The sequence below is a fragment of the Salinicoccus sp. ID82-1 genome, from assembly GCF_021991715.1.
In the GTDB taxonomy this organism is placed as follows: domain Bacteria; phylum Bacillota; class Bacilli; order Staphylococcales; family Salinicoccaceae; genus Salinicoccus; species Salinicoccus cyprini.
Genome location: NZ_JAGFLY010000005.1, coordinates 135,683 through 153,615, shown reverse-complemented (window position 1 = coordinate 153,615; position 17,933 = coordinate 135,683). Strand labels below are relative to the sequence as shown.

Here is a 17,933-nt window from a genome sequence, read left to right as displayed (position 1 = left end):
AAGCTCCCCCGACCTGCTTTCTGCAGATTGGGGGAGCTTTGTCTTCCAATTCTATTTCCGCTCGCTTACCAGCCGCTTCTTCTCGGCGATCAACTCCTGGAATTTCATATCCAAAGCCTCTGTCGAACCGTCGGCCATATCACCGAGCACCTGTGATATCTTATTTTCAACTACCATCAGTGCTTCTTCCGTCTCGTCTTTCGTCCGTACCGTGACGTTCTCTTTCAATGTCCGGTCTTTGATGACATATTCCTTGTCCGAGATGTTCTCCTTGAAGCGCCTGTCATGGCTGATGGTGAGGACAGTGTTCGGATAGTTCACAATCATGGATTCCAGTGCTTCGACCGAATGGATGTCGAGATAGTTGGTCGGTTCATCTAAGATAAGAATATCCGCATCCATGACCAGTATCTTCACTAGCTGAACTTTGATGCGCTCGCCCCCACTGATCAGCTTGACCGGCTTATGGACATCGTCTCGTCTGATATTGAGCCGCCCCAGCATGATCCGGACGGTCGTTTCATCGTAGGTGGCCGTATCCATCACATTCTCGAGAATCGTCCGATCCGCATCCAGCCCTTCCAGGTTCTGATGGAAGTAGCCGATGTTGAGCTGGCCATCATACTTGGTGACAATACGATTGATGAGTGTTGTCTTGCCACTGCCGTTCGGACCGCTGATGGCAATCTTTTCCCCGTTGCGGACATACAGACCGGGATTTTGTATGAGCAGCTTGTCGTCGATAGACACACCAGCATCGAAGCGGATGATCATCTTGTTGCCGTATTTATTCTCAGTATCACTATGGAAGATGATTTCCTTCTTCTCCACCGGCTTCTCCTTCTCTTCCAGATGATCGAGCCGGGACGCCATCGCTTTCGATGTACTGTGCAGCTTCTTCTGGAGCCTGTTGAAGTACGGACTCGAGCCACTGTCCCCATGATCCACACCTTCCGCAACATTCGACCGTGCCGCCTGGTCATTCTTGCGTCTGATCTTATCTTCAATGGCTTTCTTCTCATTCACATACTGGCGGTACTCTTCCTGCTGCCGCCTGAGCTTCTCCTCCTGGACCTGCTTGAACTTCGTATAGTTGCCGGGATATTTGCACAGCGCCTTCTGCTCGATCGACCAGATTTCACGCGCCACCTGATCGAGGAAATGCCGGTCATGCGAAATGACTACAACGATGCCATCATACCGCTTCAGCTTACCTGTCAGCCATCTGATGTTGTTCTCATCCAGATGGGTCGTCGGTTCGTCGAGCAGCAGGATCTGGCTGTACTCTTTCAGCCCATCCAGCAGATACTGCTTCGTCGTTTCTCCCCCGCTCTTCATCCCCTCTGTCTCCTTGATCTGTGGGATGTAGGTGACGTTGTCGTGCGTCTCTACAATGTGCCGGAGCAGCGTCGTCTTCCCTGTGCCGTTATCCCCAATCAGCCCGATGATCGTCGGCTTCACAACCCGCACCTGATCGACATGCAGCAACTGTTCCCCTTCCACTTCCAATGTTAAGCTATTTATTTCCAACATAAAAAAGCACCTCTTTCCCTGTCGGAATAAGGCGCATATATCCAAAAATAGGTGCAGCAAATACACATACCTGCCCACTTTATCCGATATAACCCTTATTCCAACATAAATTAGCATCACGAAATAAACCATGACGTATTATGTTGTCGTTTAGAATAAGGATTATATTCTCATCGGCCTAAAGTTCACCCCTTTTACTTGTTGGTGCAATTTTATCATTCTATTCAGTTTTCGGCAATGACTGTTAAACTTTCCGCCCTTTTCCAAACTTCTTTAATACGACGTTAAGATACTTGGTGACTGTAAACACAGTGATCCATCCTAACCCTTTATACCTGTGGGGGTATTTGACTTATTGTGCCAGCAGATTTATAATGAAGACAATAAACCATACAGGAAGGTGAGTTTGATGACCGAACTTGAAATGCAGGCTACTTACGACAAAGCCATTGTCAACAGGATCAACCGGTTGCAAGGTCAGATTAATGGCGCCCTGAAAATGATTGAAGAAGGTAAAAGCTGCAAAGATGTCGTCACTCAATTAAGCGCAGCCAAAAGTGCACTCAATCGGACGATGAATGTTATTGTTAGCGAAAATCTTGTACAATGTGTCAAAGAGACCATGAACAATCCGGACGAAGATACGGATGAATTGGTGAAAGAAGCAGTTGAACTACTCAATAAGAGCAGATGATGAGATCATCTGTTTTTATTTAAATCAAAATATACCCCATTGGGTATTTAACAAAGGATAAAGATGATGCTAATATACCCCTATAGGTATTTAAAAATAGGAGGATGATTCACTACTATGAGTAGGACACAAACAAATTATCACATCAGCGAGGCCGACCAACTGGTCGAAGAAAACGAATATCTGCTGGATGTCAGAGAACCTTTTGAATACGAGATGGGGCACATTGCTGGGGCAGACAATGTATCCGTAAATGAAATTGAAGAACGCCTCGAAGAACTTCCAAAAGACAGGAAAATCCATGTATACTGCCAGCGCGGAAAACGCGGTGCAAATGCAGTGGAGATACTGAAACGCAATGGTTTCGACGCAGTGAACCTTGAAGAAGGCTACTCTGCATACACTGGTAAATACAACAGTGCAGACGAAGCAGCAGACGAAACTGCAGAGGCATCAACTGAGAATGTTGAAATTGATCCAAACCGGGTAAAAGTCGAAGCAAGCGGGCTCCAATGTCCAGGCCCTCTCCTTAAGGTCAATGAAGTGATGGGAGAACTGGAGCCGGGACAGCAGATGGAAATCACGGTCACAGACTTTGGATTCTGCACGGATGTCGAAGCATGGGCACGCAAGACTGGAAATTCCATTCTTAAAAATGAAAAATCAGAAGATAATGTTGTAGTAGTGATGCAGAAGAATGCACCACAGGCCAAGGCTGCCGGCGAAGGCCATCAGATGGTCGAAACAAAAGATGGTGCAACAATGGTCGTATTCAGTGGAGATATGGATAAGGCACTGGCTTCATTCATCATCGCGACCGGCGCAAAAAGTATGGGCAAAGATGTCACCATGTTCTTCACTTTCTGGGGACTCAATGTCATCAAGGATCCAAATGCACCGAAAAAGAATAAATCCGGTCTGGACAAGGCATTCAGCATGATGATGCCGAAATCCGCTGCCAAACTGCCGATCTCCAGCATGAACATGTTCGGTCTGGGATCGAAAATGATCCAATATGTAATGAAAAGGAAAAAAGTCGACGCGCTTACTGAAATGATTGACAAGGCGGATAAGCTCGGCGTCAAAATGGTCGCCTGCACGATGAGTATGGATATCATGGCCATTGACAAAGATGAACTGCTGCCAAACGTCAATTTCGGCGGCGTAGGCACCTACCTCGGCGATGCGGAAAACGGCAACCTGAACCTGTTCATATAATTGAACAGACTGCCCTGCGCGTTCCTCACAATCAATTAAAATTTCAAGGAGTGTATACCAATGTTCTTTAAACAATTCTTCGATAAAAAACTGGCACAGACATCCTATATGGTCGCTTGCCAGAAGACAAAGGAAGCAATCATCATCGATCCAAAGCGTGTGATTGATGAATATGAGGCAGTCGCAAAAGATGAAGGCTTCAACATTACCCAGGTGACGGAAACACACATCCACGCGGACTTCGCTTCCGGACTGCGTGATGCTGCAAAACGCTTCAATGCAACAGCTTATGTATCTGACGAAGGCGACGAGAACTGGAAATACGAAAATATGCCGGAAGCTACCGTCTACCTGAAAGACGGCGACACCATCCATGTCGGCAATGTCGAATTGAAAGTCATCCACACACCCGGTCATACACCTGAGAGTATTTCTTTCGTTCTGACCGACCGTGGAGGCGGCAGTGATGAACCGATGGGCATCTTCACTGGGGACTTCATATTCGTTGGCGATATCGGCCGCCCAGATCTGCTTGAAGAGGCGGCAAAAATGGAAGGCACAACTGAAGAAGGTGCCAACGCAATGTTCGATTCCCTCAAGAAAATGAATGACTACCCTGACTTCATGCAAGTATGGCCGGGACATGGCGCCGGCAGTGCATGCGGTAAATCCCTCGGTGCAGTGCCACTGTCCACTCTTGGGTACGAACGCAAAAACAACTGGGTGTTCGAATACGAAGACAAAGATGCCTTCATCAAAGAACTGACCAGTGACCAGCCAGAGCCGCCAAGCTACTTTGCACAGATGAAGAAGGTCAATAAGGAAGGGCTGCCCGAATTCAAGGTGAAGACAGTCGAAGTGGGAACATTTGATACGCTTCCAGGGCAGCTGTTCGACCTCAGAAGCAAGGAAGCATTCAAAAAAGGGTTCAAAAAAGGCGCCATCAACATCCCATACAATGATAAATTCCTTCAGTTTGCCGGATGGTATGTGGATTATGATCAACCGATGACAGTCATTGCAGACCCTGAAGATAGCAGAACACTCCAGGAAGACCTTGCGTCCATCGGTTTCGACAACCTTGAATTGATCGTTCCTGAAGACAAAGCAGACAAGTACTTCGATGATTCCTATGAAAATGTCATTCCTGAAGACTTCGTCAAGAACTACGAAGACAAGCATGTTCTGGACGTCCGCTCCACTGCCGAGTACAAGGAAGGCAACCTTGATAATGCGCATCATGTCCACTTTGGACATCTCGATGAAAAAGAAGTGCCATTCAGCACAGACGATACAATCTATGTCCACTGCCAGTCCGGTGTGCGCTCAGCCATCGCAATGAGTGCACTTAAAGCACGCGGCTTCGATAATGTCGTCAATATAGAAAAAGGCTATGGCGGCATTAAAGAAGCGATGAAGTAATGGACACTTCATTTATAATCGTCATATTTCTGATCGGATTCATCGGTTCCTTCATCTCGGGGATGGTAGGTATCGGTGGCTCCATCATCAAGTATCCGATGCTGCTCTATATTCCTTCCATGCTCGGTATTGCCGCATTCACCTCTCATGAAGTCGCCGGTATCAGCGCCGTCCAGGTCGTTTTTGCCACCATCGCTGGCGTATGGGCATATAAAAGCAGCGGCTACTTGAATATGAGGTTGATCCTGTATATGGGGAGCGCCATCCTGATCGGCAGTCTTCTCGGGGGATATGGTTCAGAATTCCTTACAGAGACCCAGATAGACATCATCTATGCGGTACTTGCCACCATTGCTGTCGTCATGATGTTTCTGCCAAAAAAGGAAGTGCCATTCAATCCCGATGATACCCTTGATTTCAATGGACTTCTGGCAGCAGCACTTTCGTTCATAACTGGTGCAGCGGCCGGCATCGTCGGTGCTGCGGGTGCATTCATCCTCGTACCGATCATGCTTGTCGTGCTTAAAATACCCACCCGGGTAACCATCGCCACAAGTCTCGCCGTCACTTTCATTTCCTCCGTCGGTACTACGATTGGTAAAGTTGTCACCGATCAGGTGCTCTATGGGCCTGCAGCCATCATGATAGTTGCGAGCCTCATCGCAGCACCGATCGGTGCAAAAGTGGGGCAGAAGATGAATGTTAAAATACTTCAATGGATTCTGGCCCTGCTCATTCTCGGAACTTCCTTGAAGATATGGGTGGAAATCTTTTTCTAAATTTAACTTTCATCAATTAAAAAGTGCCTGTCGATCTTCGATTGAAGTTTGTTACAGCGATCAGGGCAAAGATACGCAAAGTCTTAAGAATCGTCACACAAGTGGCGGTTCTCTCTTTTATATGCAGAAAGAGTGTAATACGTCGCCCACTCGGGAACAATGTAACGAGAGCGTCAGTCAGAGGATATTTCCAGACAAGCTAAAGTTGTCGCTCAGATCATCCACCATCCTGCCCTATATTGGATCTAGGAGGAAGTAATATCATGAAATCCACTGGAATCTTGCTTGTCATACTGGCTGCCATTTTCTGGGGGATCAGCGGTGGCATTGCAGATATATTGATGGGCAAAGGGTGGGATCCGCTTATCATTTCATTCTATCGCGGGGCAGTCGGATTCGTATTCTTCTTCGTATGGTTCATCACCCGCTTCAAACAGAACTGGAGCACTTCACCACGCTTTTATCTCTGGTCGCTGCTTGGCGGCATTGGGGTGGCGGGAAACTTCACCTTCTATTTTCTGAGCATACAGGAATCGAGCGTTGCTGTTGCAGCGACTCTGATGTATACGGCGCCGATATTCGTTCTCCTGATTTCGTTTCTATTCAGAATAGAACAATCAACATGGTTTAAATGGTTATGCGTATGCTCTGTAATTATCGGTATCGTCCTACTTACAGGTGCCTATGACCCGGAAGCCCTATCGACCGGCATATTCGGTGTGATTGCAGGTCTCGCTGCAGGCCTGTCATATGCACTGTTCATTTTCGGTTTCAAGAATGCTTCCGACATCGGTAGACCACAGATGATACTGACTGTCGCTTTCCTGGTATTATGTCTCATTCTTATATGGTTCATCGATATGGATGAAGCATTCAGTGTGCTGACATCTGAAGACATATGGTGGTTCCTGCTGCTCGGAGCAGTAGGTGCAGGTGTATCATTCATCATCTATGTCATTGGTGTCCGCCGGACCCGCCCAACGACCGCTTCCATGGTCGCAATGGTGGAACCGGTGACCGCATCCCTTTTTGGGGTGGTTATTCTTGGTGATGGCCTCGGTTTCGTTCAGATTCTCGGCATGGGAATCATACTTGTGACCATCACGGTGCTGAGTGCTAAACAGGCTTGATGGCTGTTGGATAATGGCATAAGGAAATCCTATCTATTCGTAGCGAATTCGAAAAGGACCATTCAATCAGACAGATTTCTAAAAAGCATGTTTCCTGTCATTCTACAGAAAACATGCTTTTAAATTTGTCTTATAAGTTAACCAGAAGCCTTCAGATCCAATGTCATCAGATGCTCATCGTAATACCTGTCACCATCGAACATCGCTTTCGGCTCTGTGCCATACACTTTAAAGTCGAATGACTCGAAGAATGCAGCAGCTCTGATGTTTTCAGTGACTACTGAGAGATTGATAACCTTTACCCCATCCATTCCTTTCACCCGATCGATCAGATGGCGCACCACCTCTTTGGCAATACCCGTGCCTCTGTAATCACTTTTACAGTACATCGCGACCAGACTGCCTTTATGCTTCGACTTTGCCCCTTGTGATTGGATGAAAGCAGCAGTGCATACAAGCGCAGCCTCATCGAAGCCGCTTACAGTGAACTGAGTGTCGGAAGCATCAATAGGCTGTTCAAAGTCCGCCAATGTAGCAATCAAAATCATAGAATTAAAAGCCAAGGAGATGTAGCGATTCTGCCATCCTCCCGGGCTTTATTTTCTTCCTGCACCGAAGGTGATAGACCAGCAAATCTCTATAACTCCATTGAATGTCATCCCGCACTAACTTTCCTAACCCTACTTTCACATTTTGCTTGCATAGTTATTTGAATTTTTAGTATGCTACTCATTATATACATTTATCGAATACGCCATATCAATGGATGAGATAATCGCAATTTATGAATCAAAAGAAATGAAACTAGCTGCAAGTATACATAGACAAGGAGACAGGCATATGAAAGATAAGTATATTCTATTGGCAAGCTGCAAGGACCAGGTTGGCATCACCAACCTGATTACCGGAATCATCTCAAAGCACGGTTCCAATATATTGCACCTCGATCATTTCACGGAGTATGATTACGACCACTCTGATGAAGGTCAATTGTATTTGAGGTTCGAGTTTGAGAAAGTGGATGGCCTGAAGGCTGCTCTGGAGAGTGAACTTGAACAGAAGAATATCGATTTCGAACTGTTTGATAGTGCTGTAAATACAAAGATTGCACTGTTTGTTTCAAAAGAAGACCATGCGTTCAATGAAATACTGCTCAGAGTCGAACGTGGCGAGATCCCAGCAGAAATCGTCTGTGCTATAGGGAACCATGAGGACAATCGTCACTTTGCTGAAAGTCTCGGTGTGCCGTTCTATTACCTGCCAAGCAATGAACCTAAGGAAAAAGTCGAAGAGAAAATGCTCGCAATCTGTGACGACCATGAAGTCGACCTGATTGTTCTGGCCAAGTATATGCAGATTCTATCTGATAACTTTGTCAATCACTACAAAGATAGAATCATCAATATACACCATTCGTTCCTGCCCTCATTCATCGGCGCAAACCCATATAAGCAAGCATGGAAACGCGGCGTCAAGTTCGTCGGTGCAACCAGCCACTACGTCACTGCAGACCTTGATGAAGGACCCATCATCGAACAGAATGTCATCCGCGTCAACCACAGGTATGACGTAAAGAGCCTGAAGAAGATTGGCCGTCATGTAGAAGCTACTGTATTGGCACAAGCAGTTGAGTATCATGTACTTCATAAAGTCATTGTGAACCATGGTGATAAAACGATTGTTTTTGATTGATGAAAAATAACCCGAATAATAGATAATGGTATGTTCCCTTCAAAGTAGACACTTGAAAAGGAAAAAACTTTGAAGGGGTCTTTCTATGGTCAAAGAAATAAATCTGCAGAGGATTGCTTAGAGCATTTAAACTGTACAATTCTGCTACTTCGTTCCACTAAGTCATAATTTTTACCTTTGCTATTTGATGAAAGGAGCTATACACACAAGCTGAATATAATCAAAAACTTTTACAATAAACTGATTGTCTGAACGCAATATAAGCTGTTAAAAATTGACCTGATATTATAGAGTTGTATATCTCTATCTTTATGGCGTATCTATTTAATTCTATATGCTTATAAAAAGTGTTCAATACTAGAAGAGTGATTAGTACTAATGTTTTTCAGAAAATGATATATTTTCTCCTGAGTGATAGTTTCTTGTTGAAGTTGATCGATAATCATGTCGCTCTTACTATGCATAACGTTTGAATGTAATAATGAAATAAAATAATATTTCCCTCTACTAAATCTATCCACGTGTATATAAGAGTAATCGTTTAAATTATACACTTCCCCCTTATATCTAAACCTTCCAGATTTTTCTTTACTTGCATCAATTATAGTTCTTTCATCTATTATATATGCGTCATAAAACTCTTCTCCTTCGACTTGAAAAGGTATGATATCATCTAAGTTATTTTCAACCTCTAATATAAATAAGTCTAAATAATGCCGGTGATCTGTATATACCCAAGCAGATTTGAAAAATAACTCATAATGGTTGATTAGTATTTGTCGTTCGCCTTGGTAACTTAGCTTTTCTATATCAGAATTGCTTATGCCTAGAGTATACCAAAGAGAATTTGTAGAGAATTTTTTTTTGTTAACTTCGTCAATAATTGCTGTGACCACTTCAAATTCATCTACTTGTATAACTTGTCCATAAGATTCGGGAACTACGTCTAAAATAGAATCATGTAGTTTTCCCATTTCTTCAAACGGATCCGGGTCTTTTTGATTTTGATACCAATCATCTATAAAGTCCCTTATTTCACTGATGGTTTGAAATCTTTTCTTAGGATTGTTGATGATACATTTATCAATTACTGAATCTAATAGATTCATATAGTTATAGTCATAATTCCCTAGCTTAGTGTCAGAAACTCTTTCCCTGTTAGTCCCTTTATGCGTTGCCCCTGTCAAAATATACTGTAAAATTTGTCCTACAGAGTATATATCCATTGATTTTGAAGGAATCACTTCTTTTCTATAACATTCAGGAGCTGAAAAATCATAGTTAGCTAAGCGTTCTCCTTTTCTAGTTTTATGAAAGTTAACGTAATTTACACTATTATTATAATGTGATATACCAAAATCACTAATATAAAAATTGCTATCCTTGACTAATATATTTTCTGGCTTCAGATCTCTATGTAAGATTTCATTATCATGTAAAAATTCTACACTATCTAACAAAAAAGAAAAAAAATATTTTAATTCTTCCAAGTCAGAAATACTGTGATGTTTCAACGATTTATCATACTTTTTCATCAATATTACAGGATATAATTCACCGTCGATGTCTAATAAATCATAATCCAAGTAATCGATTAGATAAGAATTTGAACCTACCAATTTAATATTAAGATACTCAGCTTTAAACCTATTCTTTTTACTTGTCTCATTTAAATTTCCAAGTATCCTTATAGCTACTTCTACACCTTCTAACTTTCCTGAGTAGACTAGTGCGTTACCACCTTCTCCAAGAGATTTATCAATTTCAAAACTTCCTAACTGAAGATTTAGTACTTTATTATCTTTTACATACTTTTGTATTTTTTGTTTCATAACTACTCCTATATCTAAATATTTTTATTGATTTTCAATGCTTTTTGGTCAACACTCTCTAAGCAAACATGTTAACTTCATTTACTACCATGATGTTTAAGTCTACTTTAACTTATACATTTCGCAATGTAATAGTGATAATCTCAATCCAGAATTTCATTATAATTAGCTAATTTCAATTTCAATATTTTTTACGATAGTTTACTATCTCTATATTTCTTATAATCATATAGACATAATATTTTCCTGTAATCAGTAGTCTTTTTATCCCCAAAATTTCTAAGATATTCTTCAGTTTCATCTAAAGATATTCTGTCCATTTTTAAAGCTAGAGCGATAGCTAGTATTTTTTTTGTCCTAGGTATTGATATATCATCTTCTATTGCTTTAATAGAGTGATGTTCCTTACCAAAGTCTGATAATCCACTAAATATACTATCTATTTTCTCATTTTGTATTTCTTTAAGCTTATCAATCTTATCTAAATTAGGCTGAATTTTATTAAAACCATATATGGGAAAATATTGGTTTTTTTGTATTCTATGTTTATCAATTAACTTCAATAACTGGTCATTAGATTCGTCTATAATGCTAAAGTAATTTTCCATCATTTCAGATGATGTTTGAAATTCGTATTTAATCGTCCTATAAGAACCTATAGCTAACACTTTTTCGTCATTTTCTAATGAATCTATATCTTCAGTAATACTGACCTGAAGATTACCACCTGAATAAATTTCTCTGACTACATTTTGTACTTTTCTTACGTCCATAGCGGAAACCGGCAAAGACAGTTTCGATAAATTTTTGTATAGTTCCATAAAATTATCTGTCTTTATTTTATTTATTCTAATTGTTGAAAAACCTTGCATATCTATATCATGATCGGTGACCTCAGTACTAGAGGAGTCTTGATTGTACTCTACTAACAGAAAATTCCTTCGAATTTTTTCAGCTTCTTCTGTATTGGGATCTACATAAGTAAATATTGTCTGCAGTATTTCTTTGATATTCTCATCATTTATACTATAACCCAAGAATATTATGGGGTTATGTATAAACAAAGATAACAGTTGAGCTCTAATCAATTCATATTTGTCATAGAACTTTTTATAATCCTGTTGAGTAATAATAATTTTGTCAGCCTCTGTAATACAGCCGTGTATTTTATAGGTTGATCCATAAGGATTACTTAAAAGGATTTCATTACCAATTAACGGAGCAAACTCAAATACGTCTTCTAAAAACGTATCATAGTTTGTAGTAATTATTGATCCAATATTTTTTCTGACTTTTTTAAGCTCTGCTATTTCTTTTTGTTTCTCATCTTTAATTTTGTATTCTGATAAGATCTTTGAGATATACAGTTTGAATCGGCTAATTTGCTTCCCATTCTTCAGATTGTCGTAAAACTCATCATTTATATCTTTAAATTTCCCTACTCTATCTTTTTTTAAAGCTTCTTGAAAATCACTTTCTAAACTACTGGCAATTTTATCAAAATTTACTTTCCCATTCTTAGTGCTATTGTATTTTAAATCTAAATAATACTCCTCTGATCCTTTAATCTCTTGTGCAATATGAGAAAGCAAACCGTCCCATGTAAATGAATTTTCTAAATATCTTAAACTAAATCCTGTTCCTACAAACATTACAGGATGATTATTAAAACCTTTAACAAAATCTTTAATTTGCAATAGTATCCCTCTTTCTGAAATAGATTAACGTTTTCTAATTAAATCAAGTTATATTCTTAATATAAAGATACTCCTTTATAAGAACAGATTTAGTAATCGCTCATCCCTTTTTATAGGTCCTGTTATTATTAGCTAATCAAATGCTTGAGTCATTACAATTAGTAAATAAAGCTTTATTCATTCTTAATCTATTGGAAGTTGCTTCCATTATACTACAGACACCCTTTAAATAAGAACATGCTGAATGAATTTAATACAGCCAGATAAAAGAATAGCGGCCCGTAATAGGATTGTATAGAATAATTCACGATATGATATTATGAATTAAATGATAATTTGGCAAAGGGGCTTTGAATTTCAATGAGCAACTATAAAGATAAAAAGTTTTTCTTCGTAGGAACAACGATTGAAGGAATGGATTATACCAATGATTTTATGGATGGCAATGAGTGGCGTCTTGGATGGGAAGGCAAGGAAGATGATGAACAGTATCAGTTGATGCGCTTATACTATGATCAAATGAGTGAGGGAGACTATATTGTTCTCAAGTCCACTTACACTCGTAAAAATAACCTGCCGTTTTCAAACCCTAACAATAAATCTGCATCTGTCATGAGGATAAAAGCAGTTGGAGTGATTAAACAGAACCCTGGAGACGGACATACCATCAAGGTTGACTGGATCAATGACTACCGGACAAGAATGAAGGAATGGTATTTCTATACTTCAAGAGTTGCTATGTGGATGCTGGATTACGAAGGTGACTTCAGCAGTCGCCTCATTGAATTTGCTCTCAATGATAATGAACAGGACTACAGCTTTTTCTTAAGTGATGACTATTGGAAGAAGCAATTCTATAATGAAAAACAATTTCAGGAATATGAATTGTCGCAACAAGAAAAGAAGAACGAACTGCATTTTGACTGGGTCGATTTTTATAAAGAGTTTGCTGATAAATTGCGCCCCTACTCTAATGACAGAAGTGCACTGATTGAAAAGGTTAAGAATACATATAACGCCATTGGGATGGAACTTCCAAAACTTGAAAGCGACCGCAATGTGATCGATATCGACCCTTTTACCATCTTTGCCCTGTTCAATAAAGGCATCACAGATGAGAACCGGATCAAAATCATCAGGGGATTGAAAGAGGAGTTTTCCGTGATTGCAGCCGTGCCTGAAACCTTTGACGGGATTCCTGTCGTCAATAACATGGCAGCGACATTCTACTACTTCATAGGTGACAGAGAAGAACATGACATAGACAACTTGTGGGCCATTTTCAACGCAGCACTGGACTTTGAACAGTTGCATTCTGAGGAGAGCAGAAAAGATTTCATCGAAAACTTTAATACTGTCATTCTGCAAAGAGGTATCAAGTGGAATCTGACCATGGGACTCTACTGGATCCGCCCTGAGGCGTTCATCAACCTGGATACGAAAAACAGAGCATTTATTTCAACCGACAAGAATATGACTTCAGAATTTGTTGATCAGTTTGGTGTGATCAATAAATTGCCTGGAGGCGAGGCGTACCTGGATATTATAGAAGCTGCACATGCATCATTGGAGAGTAGAAACTTTAAGTACAGTACCTTCCCTGAATTATCTTTTCACGCTTGGCATTCAACCAATAGGATGGATGAAACGAATAGTAGTTTGGAAGAGATGATTGAAGTTAGTCTGGAAGATGCTGAGCTGTCTGAGTATGCGAGCAAACTTGTCTCTTCAAAAAATGTCATTCTCAGAGGTGCTCCGGGTACAGGGAAAACTTATCTGGCAAGAAATATTGCTGCTGAAGTTGCCAGTGGCGGAAGAATTAGATCTTTTGATGATCTGGATGAGCAGTATCAGGATAATATCGAATTCATCCAGTTCCACCCGAGCTACGACTATACGGATTTTGTGGAAGGGTTCAGACCAACAATCGATGAAGAAACCAATGAGATGCGTTACGAGATTGTGCCGGGCATCTTTAAGAAATTCGTATCCAGAGCGATAGCCGCTCAAAGCGAAGGAGGCGCTTTTGTCTTCATTATCGATGAAATCAACCGCGGGGAGATCTCCAAAATTTTCGGGGAGTTGTTCTTTGCCATTGATCCCGGCTATCGAGGTCATCTCGGGGCCGTCAAGACACAGTACGCTTCCATAGATGATGAAAACGATGTCTTCTATGTACCAGAGAATGTATATATTTTTGGAACCATGAATGATATCGACCGCAGCGTTGAGAGTTTCGACTTTGCAATGCGTCGTCGATTCAGATTCATAGAAGTGACTGCCGAGAGTCAAATCGGTATGCTCAAATCGTCTGTTGATGATTATGAGGATGCTGTCAATCACATGCTGAGATTGAACAATGCGATATCGGAAGTGGAAGGTTTGAATAGTCATTACCATATCGGTCCGAGCTATTTCCTGAAACTGAGCGACATCGATAATGATTATGAACTGCTATGGCAGGATTACCTGGAACCACTACTCGAGGAATATGTCCGCGGGTTCTTCGATGAGGTGACGATACTTTCAGACCTTAAAGTTGCTTATGACGGTAAGCACCGGGAGTATGAGGATGAAAACTAGAGATAATACTGTGACCGGCGCTCCTGAAGTAACCATCAGCCAGAATTTCATAGATAGAATAGCAAATAAGAATCTTGAAGATCTGGAGGCCACCAACCTGTTCTTGTTTCCACCTAGAGTAAGCGATGTGGACGCTTTGGATGCTCCACATTTTGTAATGATGGCAAACAGTGATGGAATCAGAACCACCAATGTGATGGGTGTGATTGGTTATAAAGACGAACGGCTCTTCATAGGCTCAAGATTTGATGCAGGTAATGACTATTTCTTCTATTATATGCTGAAGAAAGTATTGAATATCAACGTAATTGATACTGAAGTGAACATGGAACATCAGACCAGCTTCCTGGAGCTATTGATTCCGTTGTTCCCAAAATTCTTGAATAATGCAATGAAGAAAGGTCTGTATAAAGAATATAGAGTACAGAAATATAATGATACCAATATCAAAGGTGCCATCGACTTCAAGAGACATATTAAAAAGAATGTACCCTTTCTTGGCAAGGTCGCATATAACACACGGGAGTTCAGCTATGAGAACCACGTGATCCATCTGATCAGATACACTATAGAGTTTATAAAGAGAAGAAAGAACCTGAGAAGAATCCTTTATATGAATGATATTACAAAGGAAAACATCCATGTCATAGAAGAAAACTCATTGGACTTTGATTCTATTAATGTAGCAAAGACAATCCATAGGAACATCCGAAAACCAATCAGACATGGATACTACTTTGAATACCAGGCATTACAAAGACTGTGCATCGCAATACTAAGAGCAGAATCGAACTATTTCAATAAAGACTCGAACACGGAAGTTTACGGCATTCTATTTGATGGTGCCTGGTTGTTTGAGGAATATATCAATACTCTCATTGGAGATCAGTTCCTACACCCACAAAATGCAAAAGGGATTGGCCGGCACTATTTATTTAATGGTGCCAATGGATTGATCTATCCGGATTTTATCAGCAGAGCACGGTTGAACCGAAAAATTGCAGATGCCAAGTATAAACCCATAAATAATATACGTGGCCGTGATTATCTGCAGCTTGTCGCCTATATGCATCGCTTTGAAGCTGCTGAAGGATATTTCATATATCCTTTCCAAAAGAGCATGGGTAAAGAAGGAAACAAAAAATTATCATTATTAAGCGGCGTAGATAAAACAAGTGTAAGAGACCCGAATGTTAATGTAATTAAGCTCGGTATCGGTATTCCCAGCCAGGAGAGTGATTTTACTGCATTCGAAAAGCTGATGCTTGAGGAAAAGGTAGAATTAAAGAGGAGAATGATATGACCATCTAGAAAATATAATTATTGATGATGTAACGACATTTCAATGCTTTTCTAAATGAAAAAGAAGACGGTGACCTTATTGACAGAATCATCGTCTTCATCGTTCTCTATTTACTTTAATTTCTATCATCTCGATTGTCTTTCTGAGAATAATAAATTCGATGCAAACCTAAGCCTGCTGTATTAAACCACCATCTGCTACGAATTCTGTACCTGTAGAATAGCTCGACTCGTCAGAAGCAAGATATAATACAAGGTTTGATATTTCTTTCGGTTCGGCGATACGTTTGAGAGGAATCTGCTTCTCCATCTCTCTTACTATCTCCTGCACATCTTCTTGTTCTGTCATTGGCGTGCGGATTGTTCCAGGATGCACCGAGTTTACGCGTATATTATGAGGTGCAAACTCTACTGCAGCAGCTTTTGTCAAACCTCTGACCGCAAACTTTGATGCAACATACGCACTGTTATTATTGTTTCCTACCATGCCTGAAATGGAAGAGATATTAACAATCGATCCACTCTCTGCTTTTTTCATCGATGAGAATACATGCTTCATGCCTAGAAATACGCCGTCCTGATTGATCATCGTCGTTTTGCGGAAATCTTCTAAAGATGTATTTTCAATCGATTTAGATACTACTATCCCCGCATTATTGACCAGTATATTGATCGGTCCGAATGTACTCTCCGTTTCTTCAACCAATCTCGTCCAATTTTTTTCATCTGTAACATCCAATTCAACAAAAGTCGCCTGGTCCCCTAGTTCCTCAGCAGTCTTTTTCCCTTCAGACGAACCTAAATCCGCAATGACAACTTTGGCCCCTTCGTTAATAAACAGCTTTGCGTGTACTTTCCCCATACCTCCGGCTCCACCTGTAATGACTGCAACTTTACCTTCTAACCTTGACATTAAAACATCCCCTTTAAATAGTCGATTGGCATACTAACTTACATTTTTAGTATAACTAAGTAAAAGTACACATTCAATGTAACCGCATTCATTCTTAAAATATTTGTATACCTGATGCTATTAAATAGTATTTTTCATGTTAGAAGCGACGATTAAACAAAACTGAAACCTTTCTTTTTTCCAAAGAAATACTCCCTCCTAAGTTTTCACTTTTCCAGTGTCTACTTTGAAGAGAGCATATTAGAACGTATGGCTAGGAATGGTTTATGAATTTGTCAGCACTAGAAACACTATAAAGAACACTGCATAAGATCCCATTAAACCAACTGACATTTTAGCTAGTCTGTTTTTCATTGAAAAGGCTGGTATGATTCCAACTTTAAACATGTTCGCAACTAAGAGAATCATCGCTAATAAAAAGGATAACATGGCAATTATCAACGCAATCTGTCCCAATATAAAAACCCCCACTAATGATATCAATCTCGTAATAACCAAAACATTAAACAAGCTGATTAAAACCAGTACTTGGCTCATGCGAAATCCAAGTATCTTTCTCTCACTCAGCTCGATGTGCCAAGCATCGATTATGCCTAAAAGTAGATCAAACATTATTCTTGATGACATGCCCGTTTGCTTTAATACTGTAATCAATTCATTGCCGTATCTTTCCCTCCACCTTTTTGGGTACAAGTATATATACCACTTCATATCAAACCAAGCCTCGTCATACCAAGTGAAGTAACTTTCTGCATTTCTCTAATTTGCTCAGTCAGATATACTTGCCCTGCTTCTGTCATTTTGTAAGGTTTTTTGCGGTCTTCTGATTCAAGAACACTTATATATCCTGCTTTTTCTAAACGTGAAATTGCTCCGTATAATGTGCCTGGTCCTATTTTAAAATCATAATTTTCTTCGATATCCTCCATGATTGCATAACCATGACGATTTTTTTCGGCAAGGCTAATTAATATCAATAACGAAGGTTCGGAAAATCTACTTTTCTTACCCATCTTTTCACTCCTTCCTTTCATTTATTACTTTTAGTGATATATCGTATAACGTAATAATAAAGTATGCTAGAAGTCATGTCAAACAAATACTAATGATAGTACTCATCGTAAGCACATCAATGCTT

Annotated in this window: 15 protein-coding genes; 8 read left to right on the top strand and 7 right to left on the bottom strand. The window is 40.3% G+C overall.

The window, feature by feature from the left end:
• Positions 1-51 precede the first annotated feature (51 nt).
• Entirely contained in the window at positions 52-1,533 is a 1,482-nt protein-coding gene (gene abc-f / locus J4760_RS12190; protein WP_237605895.1) for a ribosomal protection-like ABC-F family protein, read from the bottom strand.
• Between the two features lie 424 nt (positions 1,534-1,957).
• On the opposite strand from abc-f, the gene J4760_RS12185 reads away from it, so the two are divergent.
• The 5 genes from J4760_RS12185 (at position 1,958) to J4760_RS12165 (ending at position 6,776) form a co-directional block, all read left to right on the top strand.
• Positions 1,958-2,227 carry a metal-sensitive transcriptional regulator gene (locus J4760_RS12185; RefSeq protein ID WP_237605974.1) on the top strand — a complete coding sequence of 90 codons (270 nt, stop codon included), beginning with the start codon at positions 1,958-1,960 and terminating at the stop codon, positions 2,225-2,227.
• Positions 2,228-2,344: 117 nt separating this feature from the next.
• Positions 2,345-3,445, top strand: a complete 1,101-nt coding sequence (locus J4760_RS12180) for a DsrE/DsrF/DrsH-like family protein (RefSeq protein WP_237605894.1) — start codon at positions 2,345-2,347, stop codon at positions 3,443-3,445.
• A 60-nt stretch (positions 3,446-3,505) separates the two neighbouring features.
• Positions 3,506-4,867: an MBL fold metallo-hydrolase gene (locus J4760_RS12175; protein ID WP_237605893.1), complete on the top strand. Its 1,362-nt coding sequence runs from the start codon at positions 3,506-3,508 to the stop codon at positions 4,865-4,867.
• A complete protein-coding gene (locus tag J4760_RS12170) occupies positions 4,867-5,646 on the top strand; it encodes a sulfite exporter TauE/SafE family protein (RefSeq protein ID WP_237605892.1) in 780 nt (259 codons plus the stop codon). The genes J4760_RS12175 and J4760_RS12170 overlap by 1 nt, the downstream gene beginning before the upstream one ends.
• Positions 5,647-5,909: 263 nt before the next feature.
• On the top strand, positions 5,910-6,776 hold the full coding sequence (locus J4760_RS12165) for a DMT family transporter (protein ID WP_237605891.1): 867 nt from the start codon (positions 5,910-5,912) through the stop codon (positions 6,774-6,776).
• Between the two features lie 137 nt (positions 6,777-6,913).
• Here J4760_RS12165 and J4760_RS12160 read toward each other — a convergent pair whose 3' ends face one another.
• The gene (locus tag J4760_RS12160; RefSeq protein ID WP_237605890.1) at positions 6,914-7,324 is read right to left on the bottom strand and encodes a GNAT family N-acetyltransferase; all 411 of its coding nucleotides are present in this window, start codon (positions 7,322-7,324) and stop codon (positions 6,914-6,916) included.
• A gap of 292 nt (positions 7,325-7,616) precedes the next feature.
• On the opposite strand from J4760_RS12160, the gene purU reads away from it, so the two are divergent.
• On the top strand, positions 7,617-8,468 hold the full coding sequence (gene purU / locus J4760_RS12155) for a formyltetrahydrofolate deformylase (RefSeq protein ID WP_237605889.1): 852 nt from the start codon (positions 7,617-7,619) through the stop codon (positions 8,466-8,468).
• A gap of 338 nt (positions 8,469-8,806) precedes the next feature.
• Here the strand turns inward: purU and J4760_RS12150 are convergent, their stop codons facing one another.
• Both J4760_RS12150 and J4760_RS12145 read right to left on the bottom strand, forming a co-directional pair.
• The gene (locus tag J4760_RS12150) at positions 8,807-10,300 is read right to left on the bottom strand and encodes a protein kinase domain-containing protein (protein WP_237605888.1); all 1,494 of its coding nucleotides are present in this window, start codon (positions 10,298-10,300) and stop codon (positions 8,807-8,809) included.
• Positions 10,301-10,491: 191 nt separating this feature from the next.
• Positions 10,492-11,997, bottom strand: coding sequence for an SIR2 family protein (locus J4760_RS12145; RefSeq protein ID WP_237605887.1), 1,506 nt, complete (start codon positions 11,995-11,997; stop codon positions 10,492-10,494).
• Between the two features lie 360 nt (positions 11,998-12,357).
• Here J4760_RS12145 and J4760_RS12140 point away from each other — a divergent pair, with 360 nt between their 5' ends.
• Together J4760_RS12140 and J4760_RS12135 are read left to right on the top strand one after the other, a co-directional pair.
• Positions 12,358-14,580, top strand: coding sequence for an McrB family protein (locus tag J4760_RS12140; RefSeq protein WP_237605886.1), 2,223 nt, complete (start codon positions 12,358-12,360; stop codon positions 14,578-14,580).
• Positions 14,570-15,883, top strand: a complete 1,314-nt coding sequence (locus J4760_RS12135; RefSeq protein WP_237605885.1) for an McrC family protein — start codon at positions 14,570-14,572, stop codon at positions 15,881-15,883. The genes J4760_RS12140 and J4760_RS12135 overlap by 11 nt, the downstream gene beginning before the upstream one ends.
• Before the next feature lie 168 nt (positions 15,884-16,051).
• Here J4760_RS12135 and J4760_RS12130 read toward each other — a convergent pair whose 3' ends face one another.
• From J4760_RS12130 to J4760_RS12120, 3 genes are all read right to left on the bottom strand, one after another.
• Complete coding sequence (locus J4760_RS12130) at positions 16,052-16,795, bottom strand: glucose 1-dehydrogenase (RefSeq protein WP_237605884.1); 744 nt, start codon at positions 16,793-16,795, stop codon at positions 16,052-16,054.
• Positions 16,796-17,059: 264 nt separating this feature from the next.
• Entirely contained in the window at positions 17,060-17,506 is a 447-nt protein-coding gene (locus J4760_RS12125; RefSeq protein WP_237605883.1) for a hypothetical protein, read from the bottom strand.
• Complete coding sequence (locus J4760_RS12120; protein ID WP_237605882.1) at positions 17,503-17,808, bottom strand: PadR family transcriptional regulator; 306 nt, start codon at positions 17,806-17,808, stop codon at positions 17,503-17,505. Before J4760_RS12120 ends, J4760_RS12125 begins: the two co-directional genes overlap by 4 nt.
• Between the last annotated feature and the right edge of the window lie 125 nt (positions 17,809-17,933).